27 protein-coding genes and 1 pseudogene are annotated in these 23,542 nt (G+C 55.1%); 4 read left to right on the forward strand and 24 right to left on the reverse strand.

Going from position 1 to position 23,542, the window contains the following annotated elements; translation table 11 throughout:
* From ACESLM_RS20225 to ACESLM_RS20255, 7 genes and pseudogenes are all read right to left on the reverse strand, one after another.
* A pseudogene (locus tag ACESLM_RS20225) lies at positions 1 to 105 on the reverse strand (radical SAM protein); the annotation flags it as partial.
* A gap of 66 nt (positions 106 to 171) precedes the next feature.
* Entirely contained in the window at positions 172 to 678 is a 507-nt protein-coding gene (locus tag ACESLM_RS20230; protein WP_372633485.1) for a metallophosphoesterase family protein, read from the reverse strand.
* Complete coding sequence (locus tag ACESLM_RS20235) at positions 632 to 976, reverse strand: hypothetical protein (protein WP_372633487.1); 345 nt, start codon at positions 974 to 976, stop codon at positions 632 to 634. The genes ACESLM_RS20230 and ACESLM_RS20235 overlap by 47 nt, the downstream gene beginning before the upstream one ends.
* Before the next feature lie 45 nt (positions 977 to 1,021).
* On the reverse strand, positions 1,022 to 1,588 hold the full coding sequence (locus tag ACESLM_RS20240; RefSeq protein WP_372633490.1) for a GNAT family N-acetyltransferase: 567 nt from the start codon (positions 1,586 to 1,588) through the stop codon (positions 1,022 to 1,024).
* Positions 1,589 to 1,593: 5 nt separating this feature from the next.
* A complete protein-coding gene (locus ACESLM_RS20245) occupies positions 1,594 to 2,115 on the reverse strand; it encodes a YfiT family bacillithiol transferase (RefSeq protein WP_372633492.1) in 522 nt (173 codons plus the stop codon).
* Positions 2,116 to 2,152: 37 nt separating this feature from the next.
* Entirely contained in the window at positions 2,153 to 2,944 is a 792-nt protein-coding gene (locus tag ACESLM_RS20250; protein WP_372633495.1) for a lipid II flippase Amj family protein, read from the reverse strand.
* A 56-nt stretch (positions 2,945 to 3,000) separates the two neighbouring features.
* Positions 3,001 to 3,516, reverse strand: coding sequence for a GNAT family N-acetyltransferase (locus ACESLM_RS20255; protein ID WP_372633497.1), 516 nt, complete (start codon positions 3,514 to 3,516; stop codon positions 3,001 to 3,003).
* Between the two features lie 391 nt (positions 3,517 to 3,907).
* On the opposite strand from ACESLM_RS20255, the gene ACESLM_RS20260 reads away from it, so the two are divergent.
* Positions 3,908 to 4,387 (forward strand): DinB family protein, encoded by a 480-nt coding sequence (locus tag ACESLM_RS20260; protein WP_372633500.1) that lies wholly within the window; start codon positions 3,908 to 3,910, stop codon positions 4,385 to 4,387.
* A 289-nt stretch (positions 4,388 to 4,676) separates the two neighbouring features.
* Here ACESLM_RS20260 and ACESLM_RS20265 read toward each other — a convergent pair whose 3' ends face one another.
* The 10 genes from ACESLM_RS20265 to sigJ form a co-directional block, all read right to left on the reverse strand.
* On the reverse strand, positions 4,677 to 6,053 hold the full coding sequence (locus ACESLM_RS20265) for an MGH1-like glycoside hydrolase domain-containing protein (RefSeq protein WP_372633503.1): 1,377 nt from the start codon (positions 6,051 to 6,053) through the stop codon (positions 4,677 to 4,679).
* A gap of 13 nt (positions 6,054 to 6,066) precedes the next feature.
* A complete protein-coding gene (locus tag ACESLM_RS20270) occupies positions 6,067 to 6,960 on the reverse strand; it encodes a carbohydrate ABC transporter permease (RefSeq protein WP_372633505.1) in 894 nt (297 codons plus the stop codon).
* Positions 6,961 to 6,973: 13 nt separating this feature from the next.
* A complete protein-coding gene (locus ACESLM_RS20275) occupies positions 6,974 to 7,882 on the reverse strand; it encodes an ABC transporter permease (protein ID WP_372633508.1) in 909 nt (302 codons plus the stop codon).
* Between the two features lie 82 nt (positions 7,883 to 7,964).
* Complete coding sequence (locus tag ACESLM_RS20280; RefSeq protein ID WP_372633510.1) at positions 7,965 to 9,638, reverse strand: type 2 periplasmic-binding domain-containing protein; 1,674 nt, start codon at positions 9,636 to 9,638, stop codon at positions 7,965 to 7,967.
* A gap of 149 nt (positions 9,639 to 9,787) precedes the next feature.
* On the reverse strand, positions 9,788 to 10,819 hold the full coding sequence (locus tag ACESLM_RS20285) for a response regulator transcription factor (RefSeq protein WP_372633512.1): 1,032 nt from the start codon (positions 10,817 to 10,819) through the stop codon (positions 9,788 to 9,790).
* Positions 10,812 to 12,623 (reverse strand): sensor histidine kinase, encoded by a 1,812-nt coding sequence (locus ACESLM_RS20290; RefSeq protein WP_372633514.1) that lies wholly within the window; start codon positions 12,621 to 12,623, stop codon positions 10,812 to 10,814. The genes ACESLM_RS20285 and ACESLM_RS20290 overlap by 8 nt, the downstream gene beginning before the upstream one ends.
* Positions 12,624 to 12,838: 215 nt before the next feature.
* Complete coding sequence (locus ACESLM_RS20295) at positions 12,839 to 13,750, reverse strand: DMT family transporter (RefSeq protein ID WP_372633516.1); 912 nt, start codon at positions 13,748 to 13,750, stop codon at positions 12,839 to 12,841.
* Positions 13,747 to 14,607, reverse strand: a complete 861-nt coding sequence (locus ACESLM_RS20300; protein WP_372633519.1) for an AraC family ligand binding domain-containing protein — start codon at positions 14,605 to 14,607, stop codon at positions 13,747 to 13,749. Before ACESLM_RS20300 ends, ACESLM_RS20295 begins: the two co-directional genes overlap by 4 nt.
* Positions 14,608 to 14,700: 93 nt before the next feature.
* A complete protein-coding gene (locus ACESLM_RS20305) occupies positions 14,701 to 15,057 on the reverse strand; it encodes a VOC family protein (protein WP_372633597.1) in 357 nt (118 codons plus the stop codon).
* Positions 15,058 to 15,142: 85 nt separating this feature from the next.
* Entirely contained in the window at positions 15,143 to 16,021 is an 879-nt protein-coding gene (gene sigJ, locus ACESLM_RS20310) for an RNA polymerase sigma factor SigJ (protein ID WP_372633522.1), read from the reverse strand.
* 402 nt (positions 16,022 to 16,423) lie between these two features.
* Between sigJ and ACESLM_RS20315 the strand changes: the two genes are divergently transcribed.
* Positions 16,424 to 16,903, forward strand: coding sequence for a carboxymuconolactone decarboxylase family protein (locus tag ACESLM_RS20315; RefSeq protein ID WP_372633524.1), 480 nt, complete (start codon positions 16,424 to 16,426; stop codon positions 16,901 to 16,903).
* A gap of 85 nt (positions 16,904 to 16,988) precedes the next feature.
* Here ACESLM_RS20315 and ACESLM_RS20320 read toward each other — a convergent pair whose 3' ends face one another.
* Positions 16,989 to 17,333 (reverse strand): winged helix-turn-helix transcriptional regulator, encoded by a 345-nt coding sequence (locus tag ACESLM_RS20320; RefSeq protein WP_372633527.1) that lies wholly within the window; start codon positions 17,331 to 17,333, stop codon positions 16,989 to 16,991.
* A gap of 144 nt (positions 17,334 to 17,477) precedes the next feature.
* Between ACESLM_RS20320 and ACESLM_RS20325 the strand changes: the two genes are divergently transcribed.
* A complete protein-coding gene (locus tag ACESLM_RS20325) occupies positions 17,478 to 18,053 on the forward strand; it encodes an NAD(P)H oxidoreductase (protein ID WP_372633530.1) in 576 nt (191 codons plus the stop codon).
* Positions 18,054 to 18,066: 13 nt separating this feature from the next.
* Here ACESLM_RS20325 and ACESLM_RS20330 read toward each other — a convergent pair whose 3' ends face one another.
* The 5 genes from ACESLM_RS20330 to ACESLM_RS20350 all read right to left on the reverse strand — a co-directional run bounded on the left by ACESLM_RS20330 (position 18,067) and on the right by ACESLM_RS20350 (position 21,681).
* Positions 18,067 to 18,486, reverse strand: a complete 420-nt coding sequence (locus ACESLM_RS20330; RefSeq protein ID WP_372633533.1) for a PH domain-containing protein — start codon at positions 18,484 to 18,486, stop codon at positions 18,067 to 18,069.
* A 56-nt stretch (positions 18,487 to 18,542) separates the two neighbouring features.
* Complete coding sequence (locus tag ACESLM_RS20335) at positions 18,543 to 18,950, reverse strand: membrane lipoprotein lipid attachment site-containing protein (RefSeq protein WP_372633536.1); 408 nt, start codon at positions 18,948 to 18,950, stop codon at positions 18,543 to 18,545.
* Positions 18,951 to 19,143: 193 nt separating this feature from the next.
* A complete protein-coding gene (locus ACESLM_RS20340) occupies positions 19,144 to 19,677 on the reverse strand; it encodes a 5' nucleotidase, NT5C type (protein WP_372633540.1) in 534 nt (177 codons plus the stop codon).
* Positions 19,674 to 20,669, reverse strand: coding sequence for an LLM class flavin-dependent oxidoreductase (locus ACESLM_RS20345; RefSeq protein ID WP_372633600.1), 996 nt, complete (start codon positions 20,667 to 20,669; stop codon positions 19,674 to 19,676). The genes ACESLM_RS20340 and ACESLM_RS20345 overlap by 4 nt, the downstream gene beginning before the upstream one ends.
* 79 nt (positions 20,670 to 20,748) lie before the next feature.
* Entirely contained in the window at positions 20,749 to 21,681 is a 933-nt protein-coding gene (locus ACESLM_RS20350; RefSeq protein WP_372633543.1) for a manganese-dependent inorganic pyrophosphatase, read from the reverse strand.
* Between the two features lie 196 nt (positions 21,682 to 21,877).
* Here ACESLM_RS20350 and ACESLM_RS20355 point away from each other — a divergent pair, with 196 nt between their 5' ends.
* Positions 21,878 to 22,768 carry a DNA-3-methyladenine glycosylase family protein gene (locus ACESLM_RS20355; protein ID WP_372633545.1) on the forward strand — a complete coding sequence of 297 codons (891 nt, stop codon included), beginning with the start codon at positions 21,878 to 21,880 and terminating at the stop codon, positions 22,766 to 22,768.
* Positions 22,769 to 23,008: 240 nt separating this feature from the next.
* Here the strand turns inward: ACESLM_RS20355 and ACESLM_RS20360 are convergent, their stop codons facing one another.
* A complete protein-coding gene (locus ACESLM_RS20360) occupies positions 23,009 to 23,293 on the reverse strand; it encodes a hypothetical protein (protein WP_372633548.1) in 285 nt (94 codons plus the stop codon).
* Positions 23,294 to 23,542 lie beyond the last annotated feature (249 nt).

Consider the following 23,542-nt stretch of genomic DNA (forward strand, 5'->3'; position numbering starts at 1 on the left):
ATCGATTTTAATGAAATTTGCCTGCCGCTTCGTCGGAGGACAGAAGCTGCAAGCCAAATTGCAGATGCTCGTAATTTCGATGTAGAACTTTTTGAATTTCTTCAAGTCCGGTGCTCCAATCTGGTTTGCCCATTCGATCGCTTCCTATTATAGCATACCTAGCGACGCCTCTCAGGCCTTATCCTCGTAGAAAACGTGCTTCGCCCTTAGCGCGCTCCCGGAGATATCGAAAATACCGAACGAATACTTCGGCTGCCGCCTTTTATCCGTCGGAGACCCGGGGTTGAATACGAGCAGCCCTGCGACCGTCTTGCGTACGGGAATATGGGAGTGTCCGTACACGAGCGCGTCCAGCTTCGTCCCCTTGAACGCTTCGATCGCGTGCGCTTCGGTCGACGAGCGCTTGGCCGCGCCGTGCCCGTGGACGACGCCGATCCGGCATTCCTCGAACTTCAACAGCTTGCGCAACCCGAATTGGGCCTGCAGCTCGGCCCCATCGTTATTGCCAGCCACTCCGTAGACCGGGCCAAACGCGGCGAGTTGCTCGTACACCGACAGCTTCGTCCAGTCTCCGGCATGTACGATCGCATCCGCCTTCTCCAGCTCTTTAAGCAATCTGTCCGGCAGCTTCTTAGCCATTCTCGGCATATGCGTATCGGATACGACGACGATCCTCATCCGTTCGACCTCTTTTCGCTCGCGACGTTATAGTTTCATCATATCGGGAGGCATAGCAGCGCGTTCCCATCGGAAACGCATTGGAGAAATTGCCGCTATACGTCCCTTCGCGATCCGAATAACGGGTAACCATGCCGAGGATATCGCCGATCTTCTCCGGCTCGACGACCGTATCGGTCACGACGTATAGGCTGCCGGAATACACGACGAACGGATACGTCCAATCCGCCGAAGCCGCAGCGGGCCGGATCAGCAGCGCAATCGCCAACATAAAACCGCACAGCTTCACCATGCGCATAACGCTCCCCTCCTCCCCGCGCGCCGGGCAATCTCAAAGTCTCAGCTACGTCGCAAGATACCCTTCCAGTCTCGTTTTAACGGAGGGCCATTCCTCGCCGACGATGCTATAGAAGACGTAATCGAGCCCGTAATACTTTTTGCGCAAAATGCCTTCCCGGACGGCACCTAACCTCTCGATCGCGCGCTGCGAACGGATATTGTCGGTGCTAGTGATGATTTCCACGCGCTCGACCATGATGCCCTCGAACGCATGGCGCAGCAGCAAATATTTCGTCTCGGTGTTCACTCTCGTGCGCCACACCTCCAAACTGTACCAGGTGGAGCCGATGTTCAGGTTGCGATGCTCCTCTGCGATGCGAAGATATCGCGTCGAGCCGACATAAGCGCCAAGCGTCTTGTCGTACACCGCGTAAGGATACTGCTCACCACGGTCTCGCCCGTCCAGCGCCTTCCGGACGAACTGCTCCATCTCCTCGACGCGCTCGATGCGAATCGGGTAGGCGTCCCAGATCGCCGGATCGCGGGAGCAATCGAACAGCGGCCGAACATGATCCAACGACAGCGGCACCAGCTTCACCCGCTCGCCTTCCATAGCTTCAAACGAGAACATATCGACTACTCCCCCCTTATCAAAAACGATTCGATCTGCACGCGATGATGCCGATTATGCCAGACGAACCGCTGCAGGGCGACGTCCAGCGTGACGCTGCCCAGCGCCTGCGTTCGAAGCTTGCGCCCGAAAGCCGCAGGCTCCAATTCGGCCAGCAGGGCTGCGAATCGGGCATGCAACGTCTCCAGAAGCAGCAGCGAATTCTCGGGCGGCAATGCGGCGTAATCCGGCAGCTCTGCCCATAGATCCTCGCGATAGGAACTCGCCAGCGGCTCGTCCTCCGTCAATGCCCGCTTGAAGCGTAGATAAGCGTTCATGTCGTTGTCCGCCAGATGATGAACGATCTGCGAGATCGTCCAGCCTCCTTCCCGATAAGGAACGAGCAGCTGCTCGGGCGGCAGGTCGGCGATCAGCTTGCGAAGCCGATTCGCGAGCCCGGGAATTTCTGCGATCAGAGCGCGGCGTCCGTCGTCGGTCTGATCGTCAATCGGCTGGAAATGTCCAAGCGGAAATCGAATATCGTCCATCGGTCTATTCCTCCTGTGATTGGGCAATCGGCAAACCTCAAATCCACTTTACGATCGCGCCGATAAAGTAAGCAGCCGGAACGAGCACCAGTTGGGCGAGCATTGTGCCGAAAAACCGGGTCGTCATCATTAGTACATAAATTTTGCCGAGCTGCTCCCGCCGCTGCGAGTCGGTTAACGCTTTGTCCGTGATCAGGCCGAGCTGAGGGTCGATGAATACGGTGAGCAAAATGGTCGCGATCCCGTTGATAATGCCCGAAGCCTGCGACGCGGTCGTGCTGAACTGAGGCAGAAGATGGGCGGCGTAGAGCGAAGCGAGAACCCCGACGGTGTAAAAGGAGGTGACGACCATATTGAGCAAAATGAACTTCTTGGATATGCCCAAATATCGGTATTGGCTGATCCGCAGTCGCGGCGCCCGCAAGTAGCGTTTGGTGTTGCGCAGCTGACCGAGCGTTACGCTGGAGATAAGCTTCGGGATCGAGCCGGTCACCTCCAACCTTCGGATGATTATGGCGAACAACCCGACGAAGCTCGGAAACAGAACGATCGCAACGAGAGTTCCGATGGACGAGGCCAACAAAATGACGCGCAAATAATGCAGCAGATCAAACGAAGCGTGATCTCTCGCGAAATCTACGAATTTCGCGGTCAGCGGCGCCTGTACGAGGTTCGCCGTCCGGGATACGAGCACGATAATGCCGGTCAGAGACAAAGCGACGGCGATCTTGTTCAGCCTCACGCCGGCCAACCGAATAGAGTAAGACAACGTCTCGGCGGCGTGTATAATCATCGTCATCGCGAATACGATCAGCAGCTGTTGTTCCATTCGCTCAGTTCAACTCCGAATCCGGTAATCGTCTTCCAGCGGCTCCAGCTTTTTGCCTACAACTCTTTAGTCAAATACAGCAGCAAATCGTCGTCCACGTTCACCGTCTGCCCCGGCCGGACGGCTTCGTTGGCGTACATCAGCCCTCTGCCATCCATCACGTAGCCGCGCTTGCCGTAAAGGCGCTGGGCGTTGCCGTAATCGGCATAGAGCCCTACGCCGAGACCGATCCTCTTGGACGTTCTCGCCGCTATCGCCTCCAGCTCGTCCAGCAGCGCTCCCGCGATTCCCTTGCCCCGCATATCGGGGAACACGTTCAGATCGTTAATTTCCGGAATCCCGTTTTCACGGAAATAGGGATAGTAGGAGCGGTAGAGCAAATGGCAGCAGCCGGCCAGTTCCTCCCCCAGGAACGCCATCAGCGACACCCGGCCGCCTTCCCGGTTCTCTTCCAAACACTGCGCAAAGTAATTCCCCGGCTTATACCAGGCATAGTTCCGCGAAAAGCGCTCGTCCAACAACCGCGTTTCTTCTATTGTATGCAGCCGCCGTACCGAAATCTCTCTCGACAACAAAGCTCCCCCTCCTTCCAAACATTGGACATGCATACTATTATAGCAAAGCGATTCATAGGCGAGTACCCTTTTGTCGCTATCCCCTTCCGTCAGATCTCCTCAGCACCACACCTCTCTTCCATCCCTTTTGCCGCTATCCCTTTCGATCAGTTCGTTCTAGCTCCCCCCTTCCATTCTTTGCGCCTTTTGCAGCTATCCCTTCCAGTCAGTTCACGACATACCCGTCCTAGCGCTTTTTGCCCCTTTTATAGCTATCCCTTCCCTCATCCTCAAAATCTCGTTCCCTCCCAAATGCAATTATCGTAAATATTGTTGCTTTCTGGGATAATATAGAATAAAATGAGGACATATGTTCCTGTTTTATCTTAAAAATCTGGAGGTTTCCGATATGATTAGCTTAGGTAAAGAAACGATTCATCGGTATAACGAATTTATAGAGTGGACGGATACATTACGGGATTTGGACGATAACATTTGGTTAACTCCAATCGCTGAAGGGCAAGCAACGGTCGCGGAAATCGTTTCGCATCTTCAAAATTGGGACAATTACCTCACCAATACGATTATCCCGGCAATTAAAAATGGCGAAGGAATGGTCTTTCCGGATTTCGATTCGTTCAACCAAAAAGCTTACGAATATGCTCGTTCGGGCGTTTCTAAAAAAAGCATACTCGACGAATTCAAGCAAACTCGTCTTCGGTTGATTGAGATACTGCTGTCAGAGTCAGACGTTGTCGCTAAGCATGTGACTGCAAACGGCGTAGAGAATTGCCCGCATACAGGCACTCCTTACTCGTTGCTCTATATCATCCATGAATTTATTGAACATGACACTCATCATAAGAATCAAATTTTATCGGTAATCTGATTCTTTCGTGAATAACGAAATTAGCCGTCCCTTTGGGGCGGTTTTCCTCATTTTTAACATAAATTTCTGACTGGACGGGATACCGGCAAATGAGGCAGAGAACGATAAACCCCCACCGCCCAATCTCTACATCCACATTACACATTGGGCATGCCCAATCGCTCTGGCCCATTCTCTTGAAATTTCCGAGAAGGGGGAGTGATTTAGGCTTCCAGATATTCTAAAGAAAGGCCAACCGGAATGCTGCATTCCGATTGACCTGTTCACGTAAGAATGATTTGCGTCTCTACTATTCCCCCACCCGAACGGAGTGAGTCCGTCCCGCTTCGACCCGAATGAGCGCATAGGTCGTTACGGCGCCATCCGGTGATGTCTCGATGCTGACCGGAACGGGAACGCCGTCGTGCAGAAGCGCGTCATGCCGCCCGTGGAAGCCGGCCTTCCACTCCACCGGCTCGCCGCAGCGCAGCGTCAGCCTGGATTCTCGTCCTCCGACGTGCTCCAGATCGAGCACCCGGTTCAGCACCGGAACGCAGCGCAGGCTGGCATGCGCCAGCTCGTCCGGCAGCTGGCCGAGCGACGATACCGTAGAACGACCGTCGGCGGACAGGCCCATCAGGCCGGCGGCGATCGCCCCGATGACGCAGAAAGACACTTCCGGGTACTCTCTTCGCTTCAGCGCGGGATCGACCAGCTCCAGCAGCTCGCGATAGGCGTTGTCCCGATCCCCGCTGCGATAGTACAAATCGGGCATGTACGTCTTCGCTTCGACGATGGCCGCTCCATGCCGCGTGACTTCGGCCAAGGCGCCGCGCAGCTTGCGCGAGTCCTTCACGATGCCGAAATACAGAGGCAAATAGTTGCCCTCGGCATAATAACGGTCGTAAAATGTCCCTCCGTGCAGCAAAGCTCCGAAGAAAGCGCCCCGCCCTTCGTCCCACCATCCATTCTCGTACAACGTCCGCAGCCGCTCGGCTTCCGCTTCGTAACTTGCCGCTCCCGCCGCGTCCCCGACTTCGGCGAGCAGCTTCGCGTACGCCAGGCTGCCGGCGAATTGGGCCGCGATCAGGTCGCCGCCGACAAGTGGCTGCAGGCCGTCTTCGTTGTACGAAGCGATGCCTCGCCTGCCGTATTCCGGCCAATGCTCCGGCACGCCGTCGCCATCCTTGTCCCACGTTCGAATGTAGTCCTCGAACGTGCGCCGGTAGAAATTCGCAAACGCCGGATGCCGCACGTAATCGGCGTCCCCCGTCCACAGCCACTGCCGGTAGCAGGCGTCCACCAGGTCGAAGTTCGCGGGCAAGTTGTACCAGAAGTCGGCTTCGTCGGTATAGTCGACCGGGGCCGGCTCGTTATCGCCGGTAATCTCCCAATAGGTGCACCAGTCACGCGATTCGGCGATGTTCTCCGCAAAGCGCAGCAGCATGTTGCGCGTATGGGCGGACAGTCCCAGCACGGAAGCGCCTGCGCTGTGATGGGCGACGTCTCTCATGCAGAAGGCATTGCGTCCGGGCAGAGCCGCCTCGTACCACAAGCCTACCGGGTCCAGCCCGCTATGGGCGTACGCGAGCGCCTGAGCCTTGGCCCAGAGGAAGCCCGCGTCCAGCCTCGGCTCGGAGGAAGAGAACTCCACTTCCCCGATCTTCATCCTTCCGTTGTTCGTCATTGATCGTTCCCCCTTAACCTTTGATCGATCCCAGCATAATGCCGCCGATAAAATACTTCTGAACGAACGGGTACACGAGCAGGATCGGCACCGTCACGACGATCGTGGTCGCCGCCCTCAGCGTCAGCGGAGACAGGTCCCGGTAACGGTTGTACAGCACCTGCTGATCGCGAATTTGCTGCAGCCCTTCCATCTCAAGCAGCAGCCGCCGCAAATAGACTTGAAGCGTATCGAACTTGCCGCTCGGATTGTACAGCACGACGTCGAACCATGAATTCCAGTGCGATACCGCCAAATAGACGGATACCGCCGCGAACACGGGCACGCAGATCGGAATGACGATTTTCCAGTAAATGCGGAACTCCCCGGCTCCGTCGATTCTGGCCGATTCGAACAGCGCGTCCGGCTGGTTCTGGATGTACGAAGAGATGAGCAGCATGAAGTACACGTTGAACAAGGCCGGCAGCCAATACACGTGGAAGCTGTTGGTCAAGCCGAGATTAACGACGAGCAGATACACCGGGAAGAAGCCCCCGTTGAAGTACATCGTAATGAAAAACAAAATCCGCATAAACTTTCTTCCGGAAAAATGACGGATGTTCACCAGATAAGCCAGCAGCCCCGTCGCCAGCAAGCAGGCGACCGTGCCGACGACGACGCGGAGAATCGACCATATGAAGCCGTTCAGCATTTTCTTGTTCTGAAACAGCAGCTCGTAAGCGGAAAAAGACAGCTTGCGCGGGAACAGGTAGATGCCGCCGCGCGCCGCGTCGACGCCGTCGTTCAGCGAGATGGCAAGCAAGTTCAGGAACGGATAGATCATGAGCGCGCAGAAGACGAGCATAAAGACGACGTTGGCCGTATCGAATACCCGACTGCCGAGCGTTGGTTTCAAATAGTCGCGCATTCTCGTTCCCTCCTTACAAAATCGAAGTATCGAAAAACTTTTTGGCGATCCGGTTCATGCCGATGACGAGCAGCACGCTGACGACGGCTTTCATCAAATTGACGGCGGCGGCGAACGAATAGTAGCCGAGCTGAACTCCGTACTTGTAGACGTAAGTGTCGATGACTTCGGAATATTCCGCCGTCGTCGGCGAACCGAGCAGCAGCTGCTGCTCGAAGCCGGCGTTCAAGATGCCGCCGAGACCGAGAATCCACAGCAAAATGATCGTCGTCCGAATGCCCGGCAAATAGATGTGCCAGACGGTGCCGAACCGGCCGATGCCGTCCGCCTTGCCCGCCTCGATCTGCTCGCGGTCGATGCTGGCTAAGGCGGACAAGTAAATGATCGAGTTAAAGCCGACGTCCTTCCAGACGTTCGAGGTCGTCAGAATGCCCCAAAAGTATTTGCCTTCCCCGAGGAAGGAGATCGGCTCGCGAATGAAGCCGAAGTCGATCAGCAGCTTGTTGAGCAAGCCGTCGCTGCCGAGCAGCGTGAACAGAATGCTGGCCACGACGACCCACGAGATGAAATAGGGAATATAGGAAAGCGTCTGGGTAAACCGCTTAAACGATTTGTTCTTCAGCTCGTTAAGCAGCAGCGCGAGAATGAGCGGGGCCGGCAGGCCGAACAAGATGTTCAATCCGCTGATCGCAAACGTATTCCTCATGATCGTGCCGAAATCGGGAGAGTTGAAAAACCGCTCGAAGTGCGCAAAGCCCACCCAATCCCCCGAGAAGAAAGAGTTGCCCGGCACGTAGTTTTGGAAAGCGATAATCATGCCATACATCGGATAATAGGAAAAGACGAGCACCCAGACGATCATGGGCACGGCCATGATCCAGATTTGCCGTTCCTTCACGATCCGCCGTCGCCATGTGTTCATGACAAGTTGCCTCCTACGGCCTTTAACGAAGCGAAGAGGAAGCGGCGCGGTTCAGGCACCTTTCCTCTTCGCTGCGGACGGCCTATTGATTCAGAATTGCCAATTGTTTCTTGTACTCTTCGGTTCTGTATTTCTCTAGGTCCTGCAAGCCCAGCTTGTTCGCTTTGTCCTTCAGTTCGTTGAACGTGCGCACGAATTCGTCCTCCGTCTTGCGGGTGACCGCTTGAGCGAAGCCGTTCTTCACGAGGTCCTCGATCTGCTGGTTGACGAGCGTGTACGGATTGTCGACAGAGAAGACGACCCGCCGGGCGGTATTGTCATAGACCGTGTCCTTCGTATTGTCGTACATGAGCTTCTTCCATTTATCTTCATCGATAAAATTCTGGTCGTACCAGGCCGTGCTCTTGTTATCGTCTTCCAGCAGGCCTTGTCCGTGAACGAGCCAGTAGCGGTTGCCGCCAAGCTGATCGGCTTTCTCGTAGTCGAACGTGCCGTCCAGCAGCGCGGTCTTCTGCGCATCGTTAAAGCTCCACTTGCCGTCTCCCTCGTAATTCCAGAGCGAATCGCCTTCGTTCGGAACCCCCCAGCCGAGCAGACGTGTTCCGATCGGGGACATCGTGAAATCGAGGAATTTGATAATCGCTTCCGGATCTTTCGCTTTATCGGTCAATACCGTGTAGTTCCATCCTCTCGCATCCTTAGGCGACAAATATGCCTTCTCCGCGTCCGCCGCTTTGATCGAGATCTGAACGTAGCGCATGTCTTCCTGGTAATCCGGCACCGAGTTCCGCCAAATCTCGTGTCCGGCATTCCACGAATGCCACCACGACCCGATATGGCCGACGATTCTTTCGTTGGCGAACTTCGTTTTCCAATCGTCGAATTTGTTGATGAACAGGTCCGGATCGAGTAAGCCGTCGCGGTAGATCTTGTTGTAGTAACGGGCAGCCTCCAAGCCTTCTGACGTGTTGAGCCAGTGGACAAGATTGTGATCAGCGTCTTCCTTGTAGCCGTCTTTCAGCCCCCAGATGCCCATCACGTTGTTGATGTTGACTTGGTCGTTCCAGGACAGCGCGTACACTTTCTCGCCCTGGGTGTTCGTCGGGTGGGCCGCGACCATCTGTTTCAGCACCTCGTAATAGTCCTCGGGCGTTTCGATCTTCGGCGATCCCATCTCCTCGTACCAATCCATGCGGATGTGGGCCGTAAAGTCAGATCCCGGAAGATAGCCCCAGCCGCGGGGCAGTCCCCACAGCTTTCCATCCTCGTCCAAATACGTCTTGTACTTGTCGCCGAGCGCTTTCTTGATGTTCTGACCGTACTGGTCCACGTACGGGGTCAGGTCGATGAGCTTGCGCTGGGCTTTCCACTTGTCCACCGTATCGTCGTCCATTGCGGCGATCACTTCCGGATACTCGCCGGACGCGAGCATCAGATTGAGCCGTTCCTTTGGATCGACGTCGTATACGGTTTTCTTCAGGTCCACGTTGAAGTTGTCCAGCAAATAATCGTGCAATCGAACCGTATCTCTGGCTACCTTATCCGGATTATCCCGGTCCGCCTGGTAGAAGTTGATGACAGTCGGCTGCGCGGGTTTGACCCAGCCATAGGCGTTAGGCTGCCCCGGCGTCACCGCTCCGGAAGACGACGGCTGCTTCGGGGACGCCGCCGGTCCCTCCTCCTGTCCGGACGAACAGCCTGCCAACAACCCGACTGCAAGCGCTGTCGCTATAATGGTGCTCGATGTCTTTTTCACTCGCGTGAACTCCCCTCTTCTGTGATGGACTCGGCAAGCCGGCAGTTGCCGTCCGCCTCGTTAATTGTCATTGTAGTCGGCGGGAGACGATCGGAACATGTCGTTACCTTCGGAAAGTTGCGGTTTTCGCTACTCGTCGTAAAGCGTTTTCAGTAGCTGCCCATGTTTTTGCGGAAATCGCTGGGGGACAGACCGACATACTTTTTGAACAGCTTGGTGAAGTGCGGATAGTCCGGATAGCCGACCCGCTCAGCGATTTCGTACGTTTTCAGATCGCCCTCGCGCAGCATCTCGCAGGCTTTGGCGATCCGATATTCGATCAGATAGGTTTTGAAATTGCGGCCAGTCTCTTCTTTGATCATCTTGTAGAAATAGGCGGGAGACACGTCGGTCAGCGCCACGACTTCCTCCAGAGACAGTCCGGGATCGGGGTACCTCTCGTGAATGTACGCCAGAGCGTTACGGATCGCCGCCCGCTGACCCCAATTGCGCTCGGAGCGGATCGCGTCCGAATAGAAGCCCGCAAGACGACGAAGCCCGGCAGCTCCGCCTTCGAACGGCATCGTCGGCTCTTGAACGCCGAGACCGCGCTCCCGGATCAATCTTCGCAGACAGGCGGTCAGGTCCCCGTAAAGTTGGGCCTGTTCGCCTTCCGTCAGACGAGCTTCGCCTATTCGTTCCGCGACGGCCGCGAGGCTGCTCATCTTGCCCGCTTCGTCCAACAGCCACAGCTGCTCCGCGAGCCGCTCGACGATCGCCGTACACTCCCATAAGCAGCTTCTGTATCGCTCCAGATCGGCCATGCGTCGAATCCGGGAATCCCGCAGCCCGTTCAGCAGCTTGCTGACCGCCTCGACGTTCATCGGCTTGAGTAAATAATCTTTGACTCCGTAGCGCAGCGCCTCCTGCGCGTATTTGAAATCGTCGTAGCCGGACATGACGATCAATTCGATCGATTCGCTTCGCTGCCGGATGTTCGCGATCAGCTCAAGTCCGCTCATCACCGGCATCATGATGTCCGTGATGACGACGTCAGGATCATGCCGGGATACAAGCTCCAGCGCCTCTTGACCGTCCTCGGCTTCGCCTACGACCGTAAAGCCCGGACAATACATCTCGATAATTTTTCGCAGCCCCTGCTTGACGGCGCGTTCATCGTCTACTGTAATGACTTTAAGCATAGGATTTCACCTTTTCTTCGTGGTCTTCGCCGTCAGGCATCGAGAACGGCAGTCGGATGGCGATCACCGTGCCGGCCTTGTCCGAACGAACGATATGCAAGCCGTACGACTCGCCGAAAGTCATGCGGATCCGGTTGTGGACGTTCCACATGCCGATATGGTTTTCCACCTCCGCGGCTTCCTTCTCGGAGCGGCCGAACAGCTCGTTGTACCGCTCCATCGTCTCCGGGCTCATCCCTCCGCCCCGATCGGTAACGAGCAGCTCATAGCCAAGCGTCGTGGCGCGTCCGAACAAACCGATATAAACCGGTTTAAGGCGATGACGCTCGTAGCCGTGCTTAAAGCAATTCTCGACGATCGGCTGGAGCATCAGCCGAATGGCCGGCACCGCGGACAAGCCCGGCTCGTCGATGAGCACGTCCGTCTGCAGGCTGCCGAACCGCTCCATCTGGATTTCCAGATAAAAGCGGGTATGCTGGACTTCCTGCCGCAAGGAGACGCGCTCTCCGGGATTGCCGACGCTGTAACGGAAAATTTCGCTAAGCGAGACGATCATTTTGCTGATCTTGAAGTTGCCTTCGACGATCGCGTTGGAATTGACCACCTCTAGCGTGTTGTACAGGAAATGCGGATTGATCTGCGATTGCATGTAGCGCAGCTGCGATTCCTTCTGCTTGACCTCCATCTCCTTCTCCTTGAGCCGCGCGTTCTGAACGATGTTGATCAGATGCTTGATCTCGCTGACCATCCGGTTAAAGCTCAAATACAGGCTGCCGATCTCGTTTTTGCGATTCTCCGGCGCGAGCGCGTCGAGGTCGCCCCTTTCGGCCCGGAACATTAGCTTCTTGAGCAGCAGCAGCGAGCTCGTAAGCGGATGGACGATGACGCCCAGGATGACGAGGGATAGAACGAGCATGAGGACGATGACGATCAGAATGGACATTCGGCTGAACCGGACGAGAGGAGCGTTCAATTCGCGGAAAGGAACTTCCGAGACGAGAACGAGATTCGTCTTGTCCGAGTAGTTGAACAGGACGAGCTTCTTGCCCTCGGGCGAATCGATCTGCTTGGAGCCGCTCTCTTTGTTGAACACTTCGGAGACGTAATCCGGCAGCTTCCGCCCCTTCATCAACACTTCGTCCGGATGATAGAGAATGTTGCCCTGCTCGTCGGCGATCCACATGAAGCCGGTCCGGCCGAGCGTGACGCTTCGGCAGATGCGGATAATCTCGCTTAGCTTCAGGTCGACGATCAGCAGCCCGCTGGCCTGCTCCCGCTTAATGTCCAGAAACCGGATCGCCATGGCGATGACGTTCGTGTTGATCATCGCCTCCTGGCCCATGATCTGATACTTGCCCGTCTCCGCGATCCGGGACATGTAATCCGCGTATCGCTCCTGAGCGGACAGAAAGCTCGTGCTGGAGCTGGCGATCGCCTTGTCCGACACGAGCGAAATGCTGTGAATATTCTCGCGGTTGATCAGAATCGGCGTCAGCAGCTCCTTGTCGATTGCGTTGGACAGCTCGTACCGGACGTACGGATCGTCGAACGTCGAGCTCAGAAACCTCTGCGTCAGGGGAGCGGCCAGCAGCGGGAACGTCAGCTCCTGGATGTTCTCGAAATAGGTGTCCAGATGCGAATTCACCTGTTCGACGATCTGGTTGGTGTAATCGATCGCGTTCTTCTCGATCGCGTTCGCGGACGTCGTGTACCACAGCATGCCCATGACCACCACGATGAGGAAAATCGCCAGCATGAGCAAATAAACTTTCAGCTTAAGGGACATGTCCCGGAAATAAGCCATTGTCACTCTCCTTCCAAGCAGCTCCAAGATGCACAGTGTTGCCGAGATAACGCTTACAGTATAACACGGCGTCCGACGTTCGGTATGGCGTCCCTCCCTTCCCGGCTTGTCTCTTTCTCTACTAACTTGTGCTTTCCTTTCCTAAAATAAAACGGACAGAATTCAGGCCGGAACCGATCCGAATTCTATCCGTTTTTTCCATAACATATCCGTTGTCAAACCTGCGTCTCGGCCTTTCTGCCAATAAGCCGCCGCTCCGACACGATAAGGCCGACGAGCGTAAGCAGCGCTCCCGCCAGAGCCGTTGCGGTAATCGTCTCCTCCAGCAGCAAGTAAGCGGCAATCACCGTAATGACCGGCACCAGGTAGATGTAGGCGCTCGTGCGGATCGCTCCCAAAACGCCGACGCTCCAATTCCAGGCGACGAAGCACATCGCGGAGGCGCCCAAACCAAGAAACAGCAGATTAAACAGGTTGGCTCCTTCGGCAATGCGGTACAGATCCCAGCGAAAATCAAGCATCGCCGTCGCCGGAAGCATGAACAGCATCCCATAGAAAAAAACTCGCCGGGTGCTCCCGAGAGCCGGGCGGTCAAGACGGCTGACGATGCGCATCAGGACGGAATAGAACGCCCAGCAGACGCAAGCCAGGACAGCCAGCCCGTCCCCGAGCGGATTCAGCTTTAGAACGTAGCTGCCGTTGAACGAGATTAGAGCAATGCCCGCAAGCGCGATCAGAAATCCGATCAAGAACGACAAGTGCAGCCCTTCGTCCTTCAATATCAGATGAGCGGCCGCTGCGGTAAAAAACGGAGCGACGGACACGATAATCCCTACGTTGGATGCGTATGTATACGTCAATGCGATATTTTCCAGCAGAAAATACAAAGTGACTCCGCACAGCCCGGCCGCCGCGAACAACAGCTCCTCTCTCCATCGCCGAAAAGGGACGAAGCGAGGGTAGACGGCCCACAGCGCCGCATAGCCGATCAGAAACCGAAACACCAAAATTTCCAGCGGGCTGAAGTCGCTTAGCAGCACTTTGGTCGAAATAAACGTCGTACCCCAAATGACGATCGTGAGCAGCGTAGCGGCATGCGCGGCAGTCCTTAAGCGCTTATCCGTCATCTCGCCTCCCGCACCGGAGATGGCCGTTCGAAACGATCCCGCACAAAAATCCGCATGTACTGCCCCGGCGTCAAACCGATGTAACGCTTGAAAAAGTTCGTAAAATGGCTCTGATCGCTGAAGCCGGTCCGATGGGCCGCATCCGCCGGGGAGACTCCGCCCTCGAGCAGCTTCTTGGCGTTGCCGATCCGGATCGTCTCCAGATAGCTGTAAGGAGAAATCCCCCTCTGACGGGCGAAGGAGCGGAGAAAGTGGTACTTGCTGAGACCGGTCAGCCCGCTCAGTTCCTCCAACGTAATTTTATCCGCGTAACGGGCTTCCATATATTCGCATACCGCCTCGAAGCCGGACAGGGACTCGCCACCCGGTCCTTCCTGCTGCTCGGAAGCGTCCGAATGCCCCTGAAGCAGCTGGCCGATCAGGAAGAAGCTCAGCTCCTCCTTGACGAAATCCGTCTCCCCCCGCAGAATCATCTCGTGCAGCTGCTGCAAAGGCGCCGCCAGCTCGCTGTCAGGAACGACATTGCGCGAAAATCTCGGCAATTCGTCGTTGCCCGCAATCTCACGCACGATTCTCCGCATTCCTTCCGCATCGATATTGAGGCTGCGATAATCCATCGGCCGGCCGTCAACCTGCTCGCAGGAGTGAACGTCCCTCGGGTTGAACAGGATGATGTCGCCGGGATTAATGATATAGCCCTTATTGTTGCACTGCATATACCGTCTGCCGCTCTCTATAAATCCAATGACATAATAATCATGAAAATGATGGGGGAATTTCTGCATCAATCCTTGAAAACGATAGGCTTCGATACGCAAATCCGCATCGTAGCATACGGTTCTGAGCTCTTCCGGCACTTCTTATCCCTCCTAAGCGGTTCCTCTGTAACTATACCAGAAAAGCCGCTTGGGGAGATTGGACGATATTGCTCAGGGCTTCGCTCCAGGGCTCTATTCGAGACGATGCGCGACGATGTTGACCAGCTTGCCGAACGGGTCGCGAACGTAGAAGCGGCGGACGCCCCACGGCTCATCGACCGGTCCGTACTCGATCGCAAAGCCGGCTTCCTTCATTCTCTCATGCGCCTCGTCCACGTCGTCGACCTCAATCGACAGGTCGGGCGTCGGCGTCTGCGACCCGCCTTGCGCGGCGAAGCTGATTTGAACGCCCATTCGCTCGCCCGATCCGTACGTGACGATCCAGCCGTGGTCCATAAGCGGCTCCAGCCCCAGCACGTCCCGGTAAAAGCTGCGCGCCGCCTCGATTCGCTGCGTCTCAATGTTGGCTACGATTCGTTTGACTCGCATCATTCATTAAGCCTCCTTCGATCGCTATAACTATAGTAATTGGATAGGACGAGACAAAATCCTTTCGCGTTGCAAATCCTGTTTCTCAATCTCCCACGTGCGCCAGCTTGTCGGGATTCCGGACAACGTACAAGTTGCGAATCGCCCCGTCTTCGACGTGAAGCATCCCGACGGTATGAACGCCTTCGCTTGACCGGAACAGAATGCCGTACTGGCCGTTCAGACGGCGCACTTCCATGCTGGAATGGCCTTCGTCCGATACGAATCGGGCCAGCGTCGCCAGGAGGAACCGCGCGACGAGCTCCCCCGTCCTGATCGGCTTGACGGCCGCCGAAGCTTTGCCGCCTCCGTCGGCCACGAGCACCGCGTCCGGATCGAGCAAGGCCAGCATTCGGTCCATGCTCCCCTGCTTGAGCGCGTCCATAAAGCTGTAAGCCCATTCGGGATTAGCCGCTTCGGTTGAGACGCTCTTGTCGTCTTCCCGTCCGAGCTTAGCGCTGGCGCGGCTGAACAGCTTGCGGCAGTTCACCTCGCTCTTGTCGATCAACTCGGCGATCTCCCGATATTCAAAGCCGAGCGCTTCTCGAAGAACGAAAACAACGCGTTCTGTCGGCGACAGCCGCTCCAGCAAGACGAGCATGGCATAGGACAACAGATCGTCGCGGGCGACCGCCTCCGACAAATCCTCGTCCGAACTCAAGAGCGGCTCGGGAAGCCATTCTCCGAAATACTCCTCCCGCTTCTTGCGCGCCGATTTATTTAAATCCCTGCAGCGGTTCGCGACCATTTTGCACAGATAAGCTTTCGGTTCGGCCAATCGTTCCGGAGGCACGTCGTATACTTTCAGAAAAACGTCCTGTACCACATCCTCCGCGTCGGATACCGATCCGGTCAATTGATAAGCGAGCTTGAACAGCAGCCCCTTATACTGCATATATAACTCCCGCGCGTACCCCTTCTGCATTTCCCTACCTACTCCCTTTTCTTTTCGCCTATAGATAGCCTTAAGAATTAAACGAAACAGGAGCCGTTTTTGTGACATCGCCTGCCGGCTGGCTCTCCTCGCGATCGCTTGGCTGTCGCCTGCCCGGCGTTCGTGCTGTTCAGCGCGCACCGTATCGAACTTTCCAATACGCTTAAGAACGCGTATCTGATCGGACTCGTGTATCCCGCTCTCTACAACGTCCTCCCCTTGATCTTATTGATGCTGGGAAGCCTGCGGCGAAGGCGCAAGACGGCGAACGCCGCCTGAGCCGGCTCGTCGTCCGTGTCACAGAACAAATCCGGTCATCGTTATATGTACGAAGGGAGAAATACGAAGTTGCGTATTCGAACTTCAAACCAAAGCAAAGAGAGGTAATTAACGATGGCACAACGGATCAACTATATGCAGCAGTCCCCCGAGTTCTTCAAGAAATTGCTGGAATTCAGCAACACGGAACAGACGGGAGCGATCGAAGAGAGCATTCTTCATCTGGTTCATATTCGCGCTTCGCAAATCAACGGGTGCGGCTTCTGCCTGGACATGCATATCAAGCAGGCCAAAATCCACGGAGAAAGAGAGCTTCGCCTCTATCATCTGTCGATTTGGCGGGAATCGACTTTGTTCGAACCGCGGGAACGGGCCGCTCTGGCCTGGACCGAAATTTTGACCAAGCTGCCTGAGCACGGCGTTCCCGACGACGTCTATCATCGCGTTCGCGAGCAGTTCTCCGAGAAGGAGCTCTCGGATCTGACCTTCTCGATCATGGCCATCAATGCCTGGAATCGCGTTAACGTCGCCTTCAGAACTGTTCCCGGTTCCGCCGACACGGCGTTCGGCTTGACGAAAGCGGGATTGAACTGATATGAAAATCGTAGTGACGGGATAGGAGCCCCAAATCGAAAAGAGGAGCCGTGCGATGAGCACGGCTCTTCCAATTCAACCGATATTATTTAGTGCTATCGCTACTTTGGCGATTTTTAATAAACTGCTCGCCCCATTCGCATAATTGATCGAGGATCGACTTCAGCGAATTCCCTAATTCGCTGATGTAGACGACCTTCGGCGGCACTTGATTGTAGACGGTTCGCTTGACGATCCCGTCCGCTTCCAGCTCTCGAAGCTGCTGTGTCAACACTTTTTGCGAAATATCCGGGATTTCCTTCCTGATTTCGCTCGTTCTCATCGGCCCGCCGTTCAGATAGCACAGGATCAACAACTTCCACTTGCCTCCTATGACCTCCAAAGTCGCTTCCGCCGGGTTATTGTAAAATCGCTGTATTTCTTTTTCCATAATGAGTCACCCTCGAAAGTTACTTGTTGGTACCTATAGCACCTTCCGGTTACAGAGGAACAAAAAAGTGCGTTCTTCCCTGATCGGCCTGCCTACTGCATAATCCAATAGTACCACAATTTATGAAATCGAAAGGGGATTAAAATGAAAGTATTGACCGTTGTGTCGCACCCGAGGGTGGATTCCTTGACCTTTGCCGTTGCCGCTCGATTCGTCGAGGGCCTTGCCGACGCTGGCCACGAAACCGAGGTGCTGGATCTGCATCGCATCGGGTTTAATCCCGTTCTGTGGGAAGCGGACGAGCCCGACTGGGCAGGGGAAAAAATATATTCGGCTGAAGTTCGGGCGGAAATGGAACGCATGAGCCGTTACGACGCGCTTGCCTACGTTTTTCCGGTGTGGTGGTACAGTGTGCCGGCTATGCTGAAAGGGTATATCGACCGGGTATGGAACAAAGACTTCGCATACGGAAGGAATAAGTTGCGGCATAAGCAAGTGCTGTGGCTGGGGCTGGCGGCGGATTCGAAGGAACATATGGCGAAGAGACAATACGAGCAGATGATGAACCAGCACCTGAATATCTCTATCGCCGATTATTGCGGCATTTCGAACAGCAGGGTCGAGCTGCTGTACGACACGCTTAGTTCAGAGCCTGAAGTCCGCGAAGAGCTGCTGTCGAATGCTTATCGGCTCGGACTTGACTATGAAAACAAGCTTTGAGTAAAGGCTGCGGCTAGCGGAAATCGAGTAGATTGGGGAGCCCTCCCGCTTCCCGGCAGGAATTCAGGAGGGCGCTGTCCCCGTTGCCGAGCATTCCGTCTGAATCGGGAAGCGGCTTCTTAGCGGCCGTTGCCCGCCGCTTCGTTAATAGCAGCGATGACTTCGCTCTTCCCCACAGCACGAACTTGTGCTGCTTGCCGGATCGATCGGTCACCTTCATTCCGTTAGGCACCACCAGCAGCGAGTTTCTCTTGTCGGCGCGTTCGATCACGCCAAGCGGAAGCTCCAGCGGAGCAGATTGAATATTGACAGCATGCGGCTGAAAGATCAGCTTGTCCGAAGTGACCGTCAGCGTGCCTCCGACAGCTTCGATGCCCCGGAACAGATTGGCTTTCTTTTGTACCAGTACCTTCTGAGTCTTCTCTCCGCTCATTGAAATCTCTCCTTGATTCGATTTAGAAAGCCTTCTTAACCCGGTTCGGCGAAACCTCAGTCGATATCGGCAATCTGCCATCCTTCATCGGTTTCCTTGGGCTTGAGAAAAACATATTGGCTGTTGAACATTTCGCCTGTTTCCATAATGTCTTCGGCTTGAACGACCGCGATATAGAAGCGCCTCTGCTCCCGAATCTCGATGTCGCTTGTCAACTTCACCCTTTGGAGTTTATATCGCGGCAGTCCGTTTATCGGGCTTTCCTCATAGAACAGCTCCATGTACTTGCTTTCGTTCCCTTCCTGGACATACTTGATTCTGTGATTGATCAACCGCACGATGTCCAGCTCGTCTCCCTCGTACTTATCCTCGGAGATGTACCCGGCTCCTCCGTTATCTCCGTCTTTAGCCGAACAGGCCGACAGCAGAAATACAAGACAGATCGCAAACAGTATCTTTTTCACGACGGGCCCCCTTCATGGTATTGTTCTCCGTGGCGATTGTCTCGCCTGCGTTATTCGCATTTGACAGCTTTCGACCCTTTTCGATCCATTGTACCACAAAAGGGAATATGTGGTTATAACTCCGCACTTAAACCTCAAAAGAGCCCGAAGCAAGCTTCAGGCTCTGAGGCACATCCTCATCCATTCATCCAACCTAACCATTCAAACTATGAAAATACTCTCTGACTTCCTTCCAGTTATTCACCCTTACAAAGCCGGTCTCGTACATGTTGAGAGGAGAAGTGTACAAAATCCCCTGCCCCTTGAAGCGCTTGAAGTGCCGGCTGTTGTCGTCGATCAAATAATCGGCGTCGATGATGCTCTTGTCCCCGCAGAACACGAAGTTCATCTCGTTCAGGAACGGGAAGTGTTCCTTAAGCCACCTGTACTTCGCGGTGAACGAGGCGGGCACCTCCATGGCGGCCGTCGCGATGAAAATTTCGTAACGCTCGCTGAGCTCCCGAATGACTTCCTGACTGTCCGGCATAACGGGCAGATCCCCGAAGAACAGAGGGTCCTCCAAGCATTCGTGGAGATAGACCTCCATCTGGGGGTCCAGCTCTTGGAACCGCGTCCCATGAAGCTGTTCCACCGTAACGCTGCCGTTGAAGCTGCGATTGAAATGGAGCAAATACTTCCCGATAAAGTCGGCGATGACTTCATCCATATCGATTGCGATTCTTTTCATTCAAAGGCCTCCGCTATATATCTGTAGGAGCGAACCCGCTTCTCGAAATCGTGAATATGCGAGACGATCATCAACTCGTCCAGATGAAGCCGATCCGCGTAGCGCTTGAGCGCTTCCTTCACTTGCCCCGGCGTGCCGATAAAACGGCGAGTCCGCATCTGCTCGAGCACCTGCTGCTCGGCGAGCGAGTAAGGGTATTCCGAAGCGGTCTTCACCGAGGGCATTGAACCAAGCTCCTGCCCGGTAAGCAGCTTAAGGAAGAACAGCTCGTTGCTTCTCGCCAGTTGTCGCGCCTCCTCTTCCGTGTCGGCGCACACCGCCATGACGGCAGCCAGCGCTTTGGGCTGAGCGCAATAGGACGAGGGCTGAAAGTAGGAGTTGTAGTGCTGGAGCGGCTCGTCCCCCGCCGCTCCGAAAAACTGCGCGAACGCGTACGGCGTGCCCAGCTGAGCCGCGATCTTGGCGGTGCCTTCGCTGGAGCCGAGCAGCCACAGCTCGGGCATGCCTTCCGTCTCCGGAAACGCCCGCAGCCCGGAAAAACGGTGATTGGCCGGATTGTCGTCCCGCAAGTAATGATACAGATCGACGATCTGCTGAGGGTACGGATCGACCTCGTGCCGCTTATGCTCCTGCAGCGCTCTGGTCGAGAGCGGACTCCCGCCCGGAGCGCGCCCGAGGCCCATGTCGATCCGGCCCGGATGCAGCGCCTCCAGCAGCCTGAAGTTCTCGGCAACCTTGTAGGCACTATAGTGAGGGAGCATGATGCCGCCAGATCCGATGCGGATCGTCTTCGTGTGTGCGGCGACATGCGCCATCAGAATTTCCGGACTTGAGGATGCGAGCGCGGCGCTTCCGTGATGCTCGGATACCCAGAAGCGGCAATATCCGAGCTTCTCCGTCTCCTGTGCCAGCGCCACCGTCTCGTCCAGTGCGTCTCTCGCGGACCTGCCTTCGTTCACGTGAGAATGTTCGAGTACGCTTAGTTTCATGATGTTTCGAAGCCTCCATGCTTCTTGTTCGTGCGTCCATGCACAAAAGAGCCCGCGATTCCGCGGGCTCCTCTCGTAGCCGTTAGCGTTTGTTGAAGATGTCGGTCAGAACGGGAACGATCTGCGACTTCCGGGAAACAACGCCCTTCAAGAACGCGCGGTTGTTCTCGATCTTCACCTTGTAAGCCGCTTCGACCGCGTCTGCCGCTTTGCCAAGGGCAAGGCCGACGGAATCGTTGTTCAGAATGTCGGTTACGACGAACAGGAACAGGTCGAGGCCCTTCTCATTAATGATGTTCGTCAGCGCGTCTTCGAGTTCGCCCTGCTTGGACAGAACGTCGTTGACGTCGACTGCGTTGACTTGGGCGATCTCGACTTTCGCTTGGCCCATGCTGAACTCCTTGGCGTCCAGGGAGATGAGCTGCGCGATCGTCTTGTCGCTCAGGTCCGCGCCGGCTTTCAACATGTCGAGGCCGTAGCTCTCTGCGTCGACTCCCGCGATAGCGGCGAGTTCCTTGGCGGCGGCAACGTCCTGAGCTGTGCAAGTCGGGGACTTGAACAGCAACGAATCCGAGATGATTGCAGACAGCATCAAGCCGGCAACGTTCGCAGGAACGGTCTTGCCGTTCTCCTTGTACAGCTTGAGCAGGATCGTCGCGGTGCAGCCTACCGGCTCGGCGCGATAGTACAGAGGAGCGCTCGTCTCGAAGTTGGCGATCCGGTGGTGGTCGATAACCTCGAGCACCGTTACTTGATCGATGTCGGAGGCGCTCTGCTGGCGTTCGTTATGATCGACGAGAATGACGCCTTTCGCTTCGCCGGCAACCGTCTCGACAAGGCGCGGAGCCGCGAAACCGAACTTGTCCAGCGCGTATTGGGTTTCGCCGCTGACGGCGCCCAAGCGAACCGCTTCGACTTCTTCTCCGAGTTGGGTTTTCAAATCCGCATAAGCAATGGCAGAACAAATCGTATCCGTATCCGGATTTTTGTGACCGAAAATCAATACTTTGCTCATTTTCTTGCTCCTCATCTATGATATTGGCGAGAAAAGTATACCGCAAAAGCGACATCGGAATCAAGACAAACCCCGCTCTATTCCGATAGACTTACCTCGTCATTCCTCCGATAAAACCGCAAGATAACGTAATTCGCCGTCTCCCGATTTGTGGTACAACTAAGAGATCAAAGTCTAATCGCAAGGAGAGCCGTTCATGAACCGCACGATTCGCATTCCCGTTCCCGCCGAATTCGACTTTTCCGTTAATCTCGATTACTTGTCGCGATCCCCCGACGAGAGCCTATACCGCATCCGCGACGGCCGGCTGTACAAGACGATTCCCGTCGGTTCGAGCGCCGCTTTCTTCGAGGTCGGCGCCGAGCCTGGCTTCCTGCTCGTTCGTCCGCTGGACGACGAGCCATGGAGCGGTGAAATCGAGCGCGAGGTCACCGCTTATACGAGAGAGTGGTTCGACCTCGATAACGATCTTTCCCCTTTTTACGAGTTGGCAAGCCGCGACCCGATTCTGCACGGCATCGTCCCCAGACTGCATGGCCTGCGCAACATGGGCATTCCCGACTTGTTCGAAGCGCTCTGTTGGGGCATTATCGGGCAGCAGATCAATCTGGCGTTCGCCTACACGCTCAAGCGCCGGTTCGTTGAGACGTTCGGGCGGCAAGTCCGGCGCGGAGACGTCGACTGCTGGCTGTTCCCCGAGCCTCGCGACATTGCCGGGCTGGACGTTGGCGACATTACGGCTCTGAAGATGACGACGAAGAAGGCCGAGTATTTGATTGGCGTCGCCCGCCTGATCGCGGACGAAGAGCTCGGCAGAGAGAAGCTGCTGGAAGGCGACATCCGCTCCGCGGAAAAAAAGCTCGTCTCGATCCGCGGCATCGGGCCTTGGACGGCCAACTATGTGCTGATGAGATGTCTGCGCTATCCGTCCGCCTTCCCGATCGACGACGTCGGTCTGCACAATGCGATCAAAGCGGTGCTGCAAGAAGAGCAAAAGCCGACCGTAGCACGGATCAAGGAGCTGGCGGTCGGCTGGCAAGGCTGGGAGGCGTACGCGACGTTCTACTTATGGCGCGTGCTCTACTAAAGGAGCGAGAACGGCTGCCGGGCGAAGCTCGGACTTTAATTACAGAAATTAGCCGATTCATCCCATTCCTTCAGGCGTGGGATGAATCGGCCTAGGAAAAGGGCTGTCCGCCGGACAGCTTAGTTGTCCTACAAAGTCTTCAAAGCGATAAAATAGAAATAGGTGTTCGCTCATTGAAAATGTCAATTATATTTTGGCTTTGCAACACGAGAGCTATTGTTCTCCGTTTCTTGAATAGCTTTATTTTCTGATATGCTTTATCAACTTATCTATCGCTAAACCGACTAAATACCAAAAGCCAATTGCTAATAACACTGTTATTAACCTAAAGTTATAATTTTCAATATCATCATATCCAAGCAAGAGTTTAATGACATATTCAATATTGCTTACAAGATTGGCTCTTACTTGGTTTACTCCTTCGCCAAATCCACGATTGAAACTTTGGTCAATGAATATGGCCAAAATAGTCATAATAATTTGGATACCTGGCAAAATCAATTTTAATTTTAATAGCCTACGCATCAGTCTCCGCCAATCTGTTTTGATATCACAGGATTAGTCAAAGAATAATCCGGTGAATGCAATCGACTGTTTCCTTGAAAAAATAAACAAACAAATAACATTCAAGTCAGTCCCCGCTAATATCATTGTCTGCTTTCTCAAAACAAAGATTTATCGTTCGATATTTTCTTCATTTGTCCTTGCTTCACGAATAGTTCCGCCTTTCAAGTTATGACATGCGTCGGGTCAGGCTGCCGGGATAACGGGCTT

It is taken from the genome of Cohnella sp., from assembly GCF_041641335.1.
In the GTDB taxonomy this organism is placed as follows: domain Bacteria; phylum Bacillota; class Bacilli; order Paenibacillales; family Paenibacillaceae; genus Cohnella.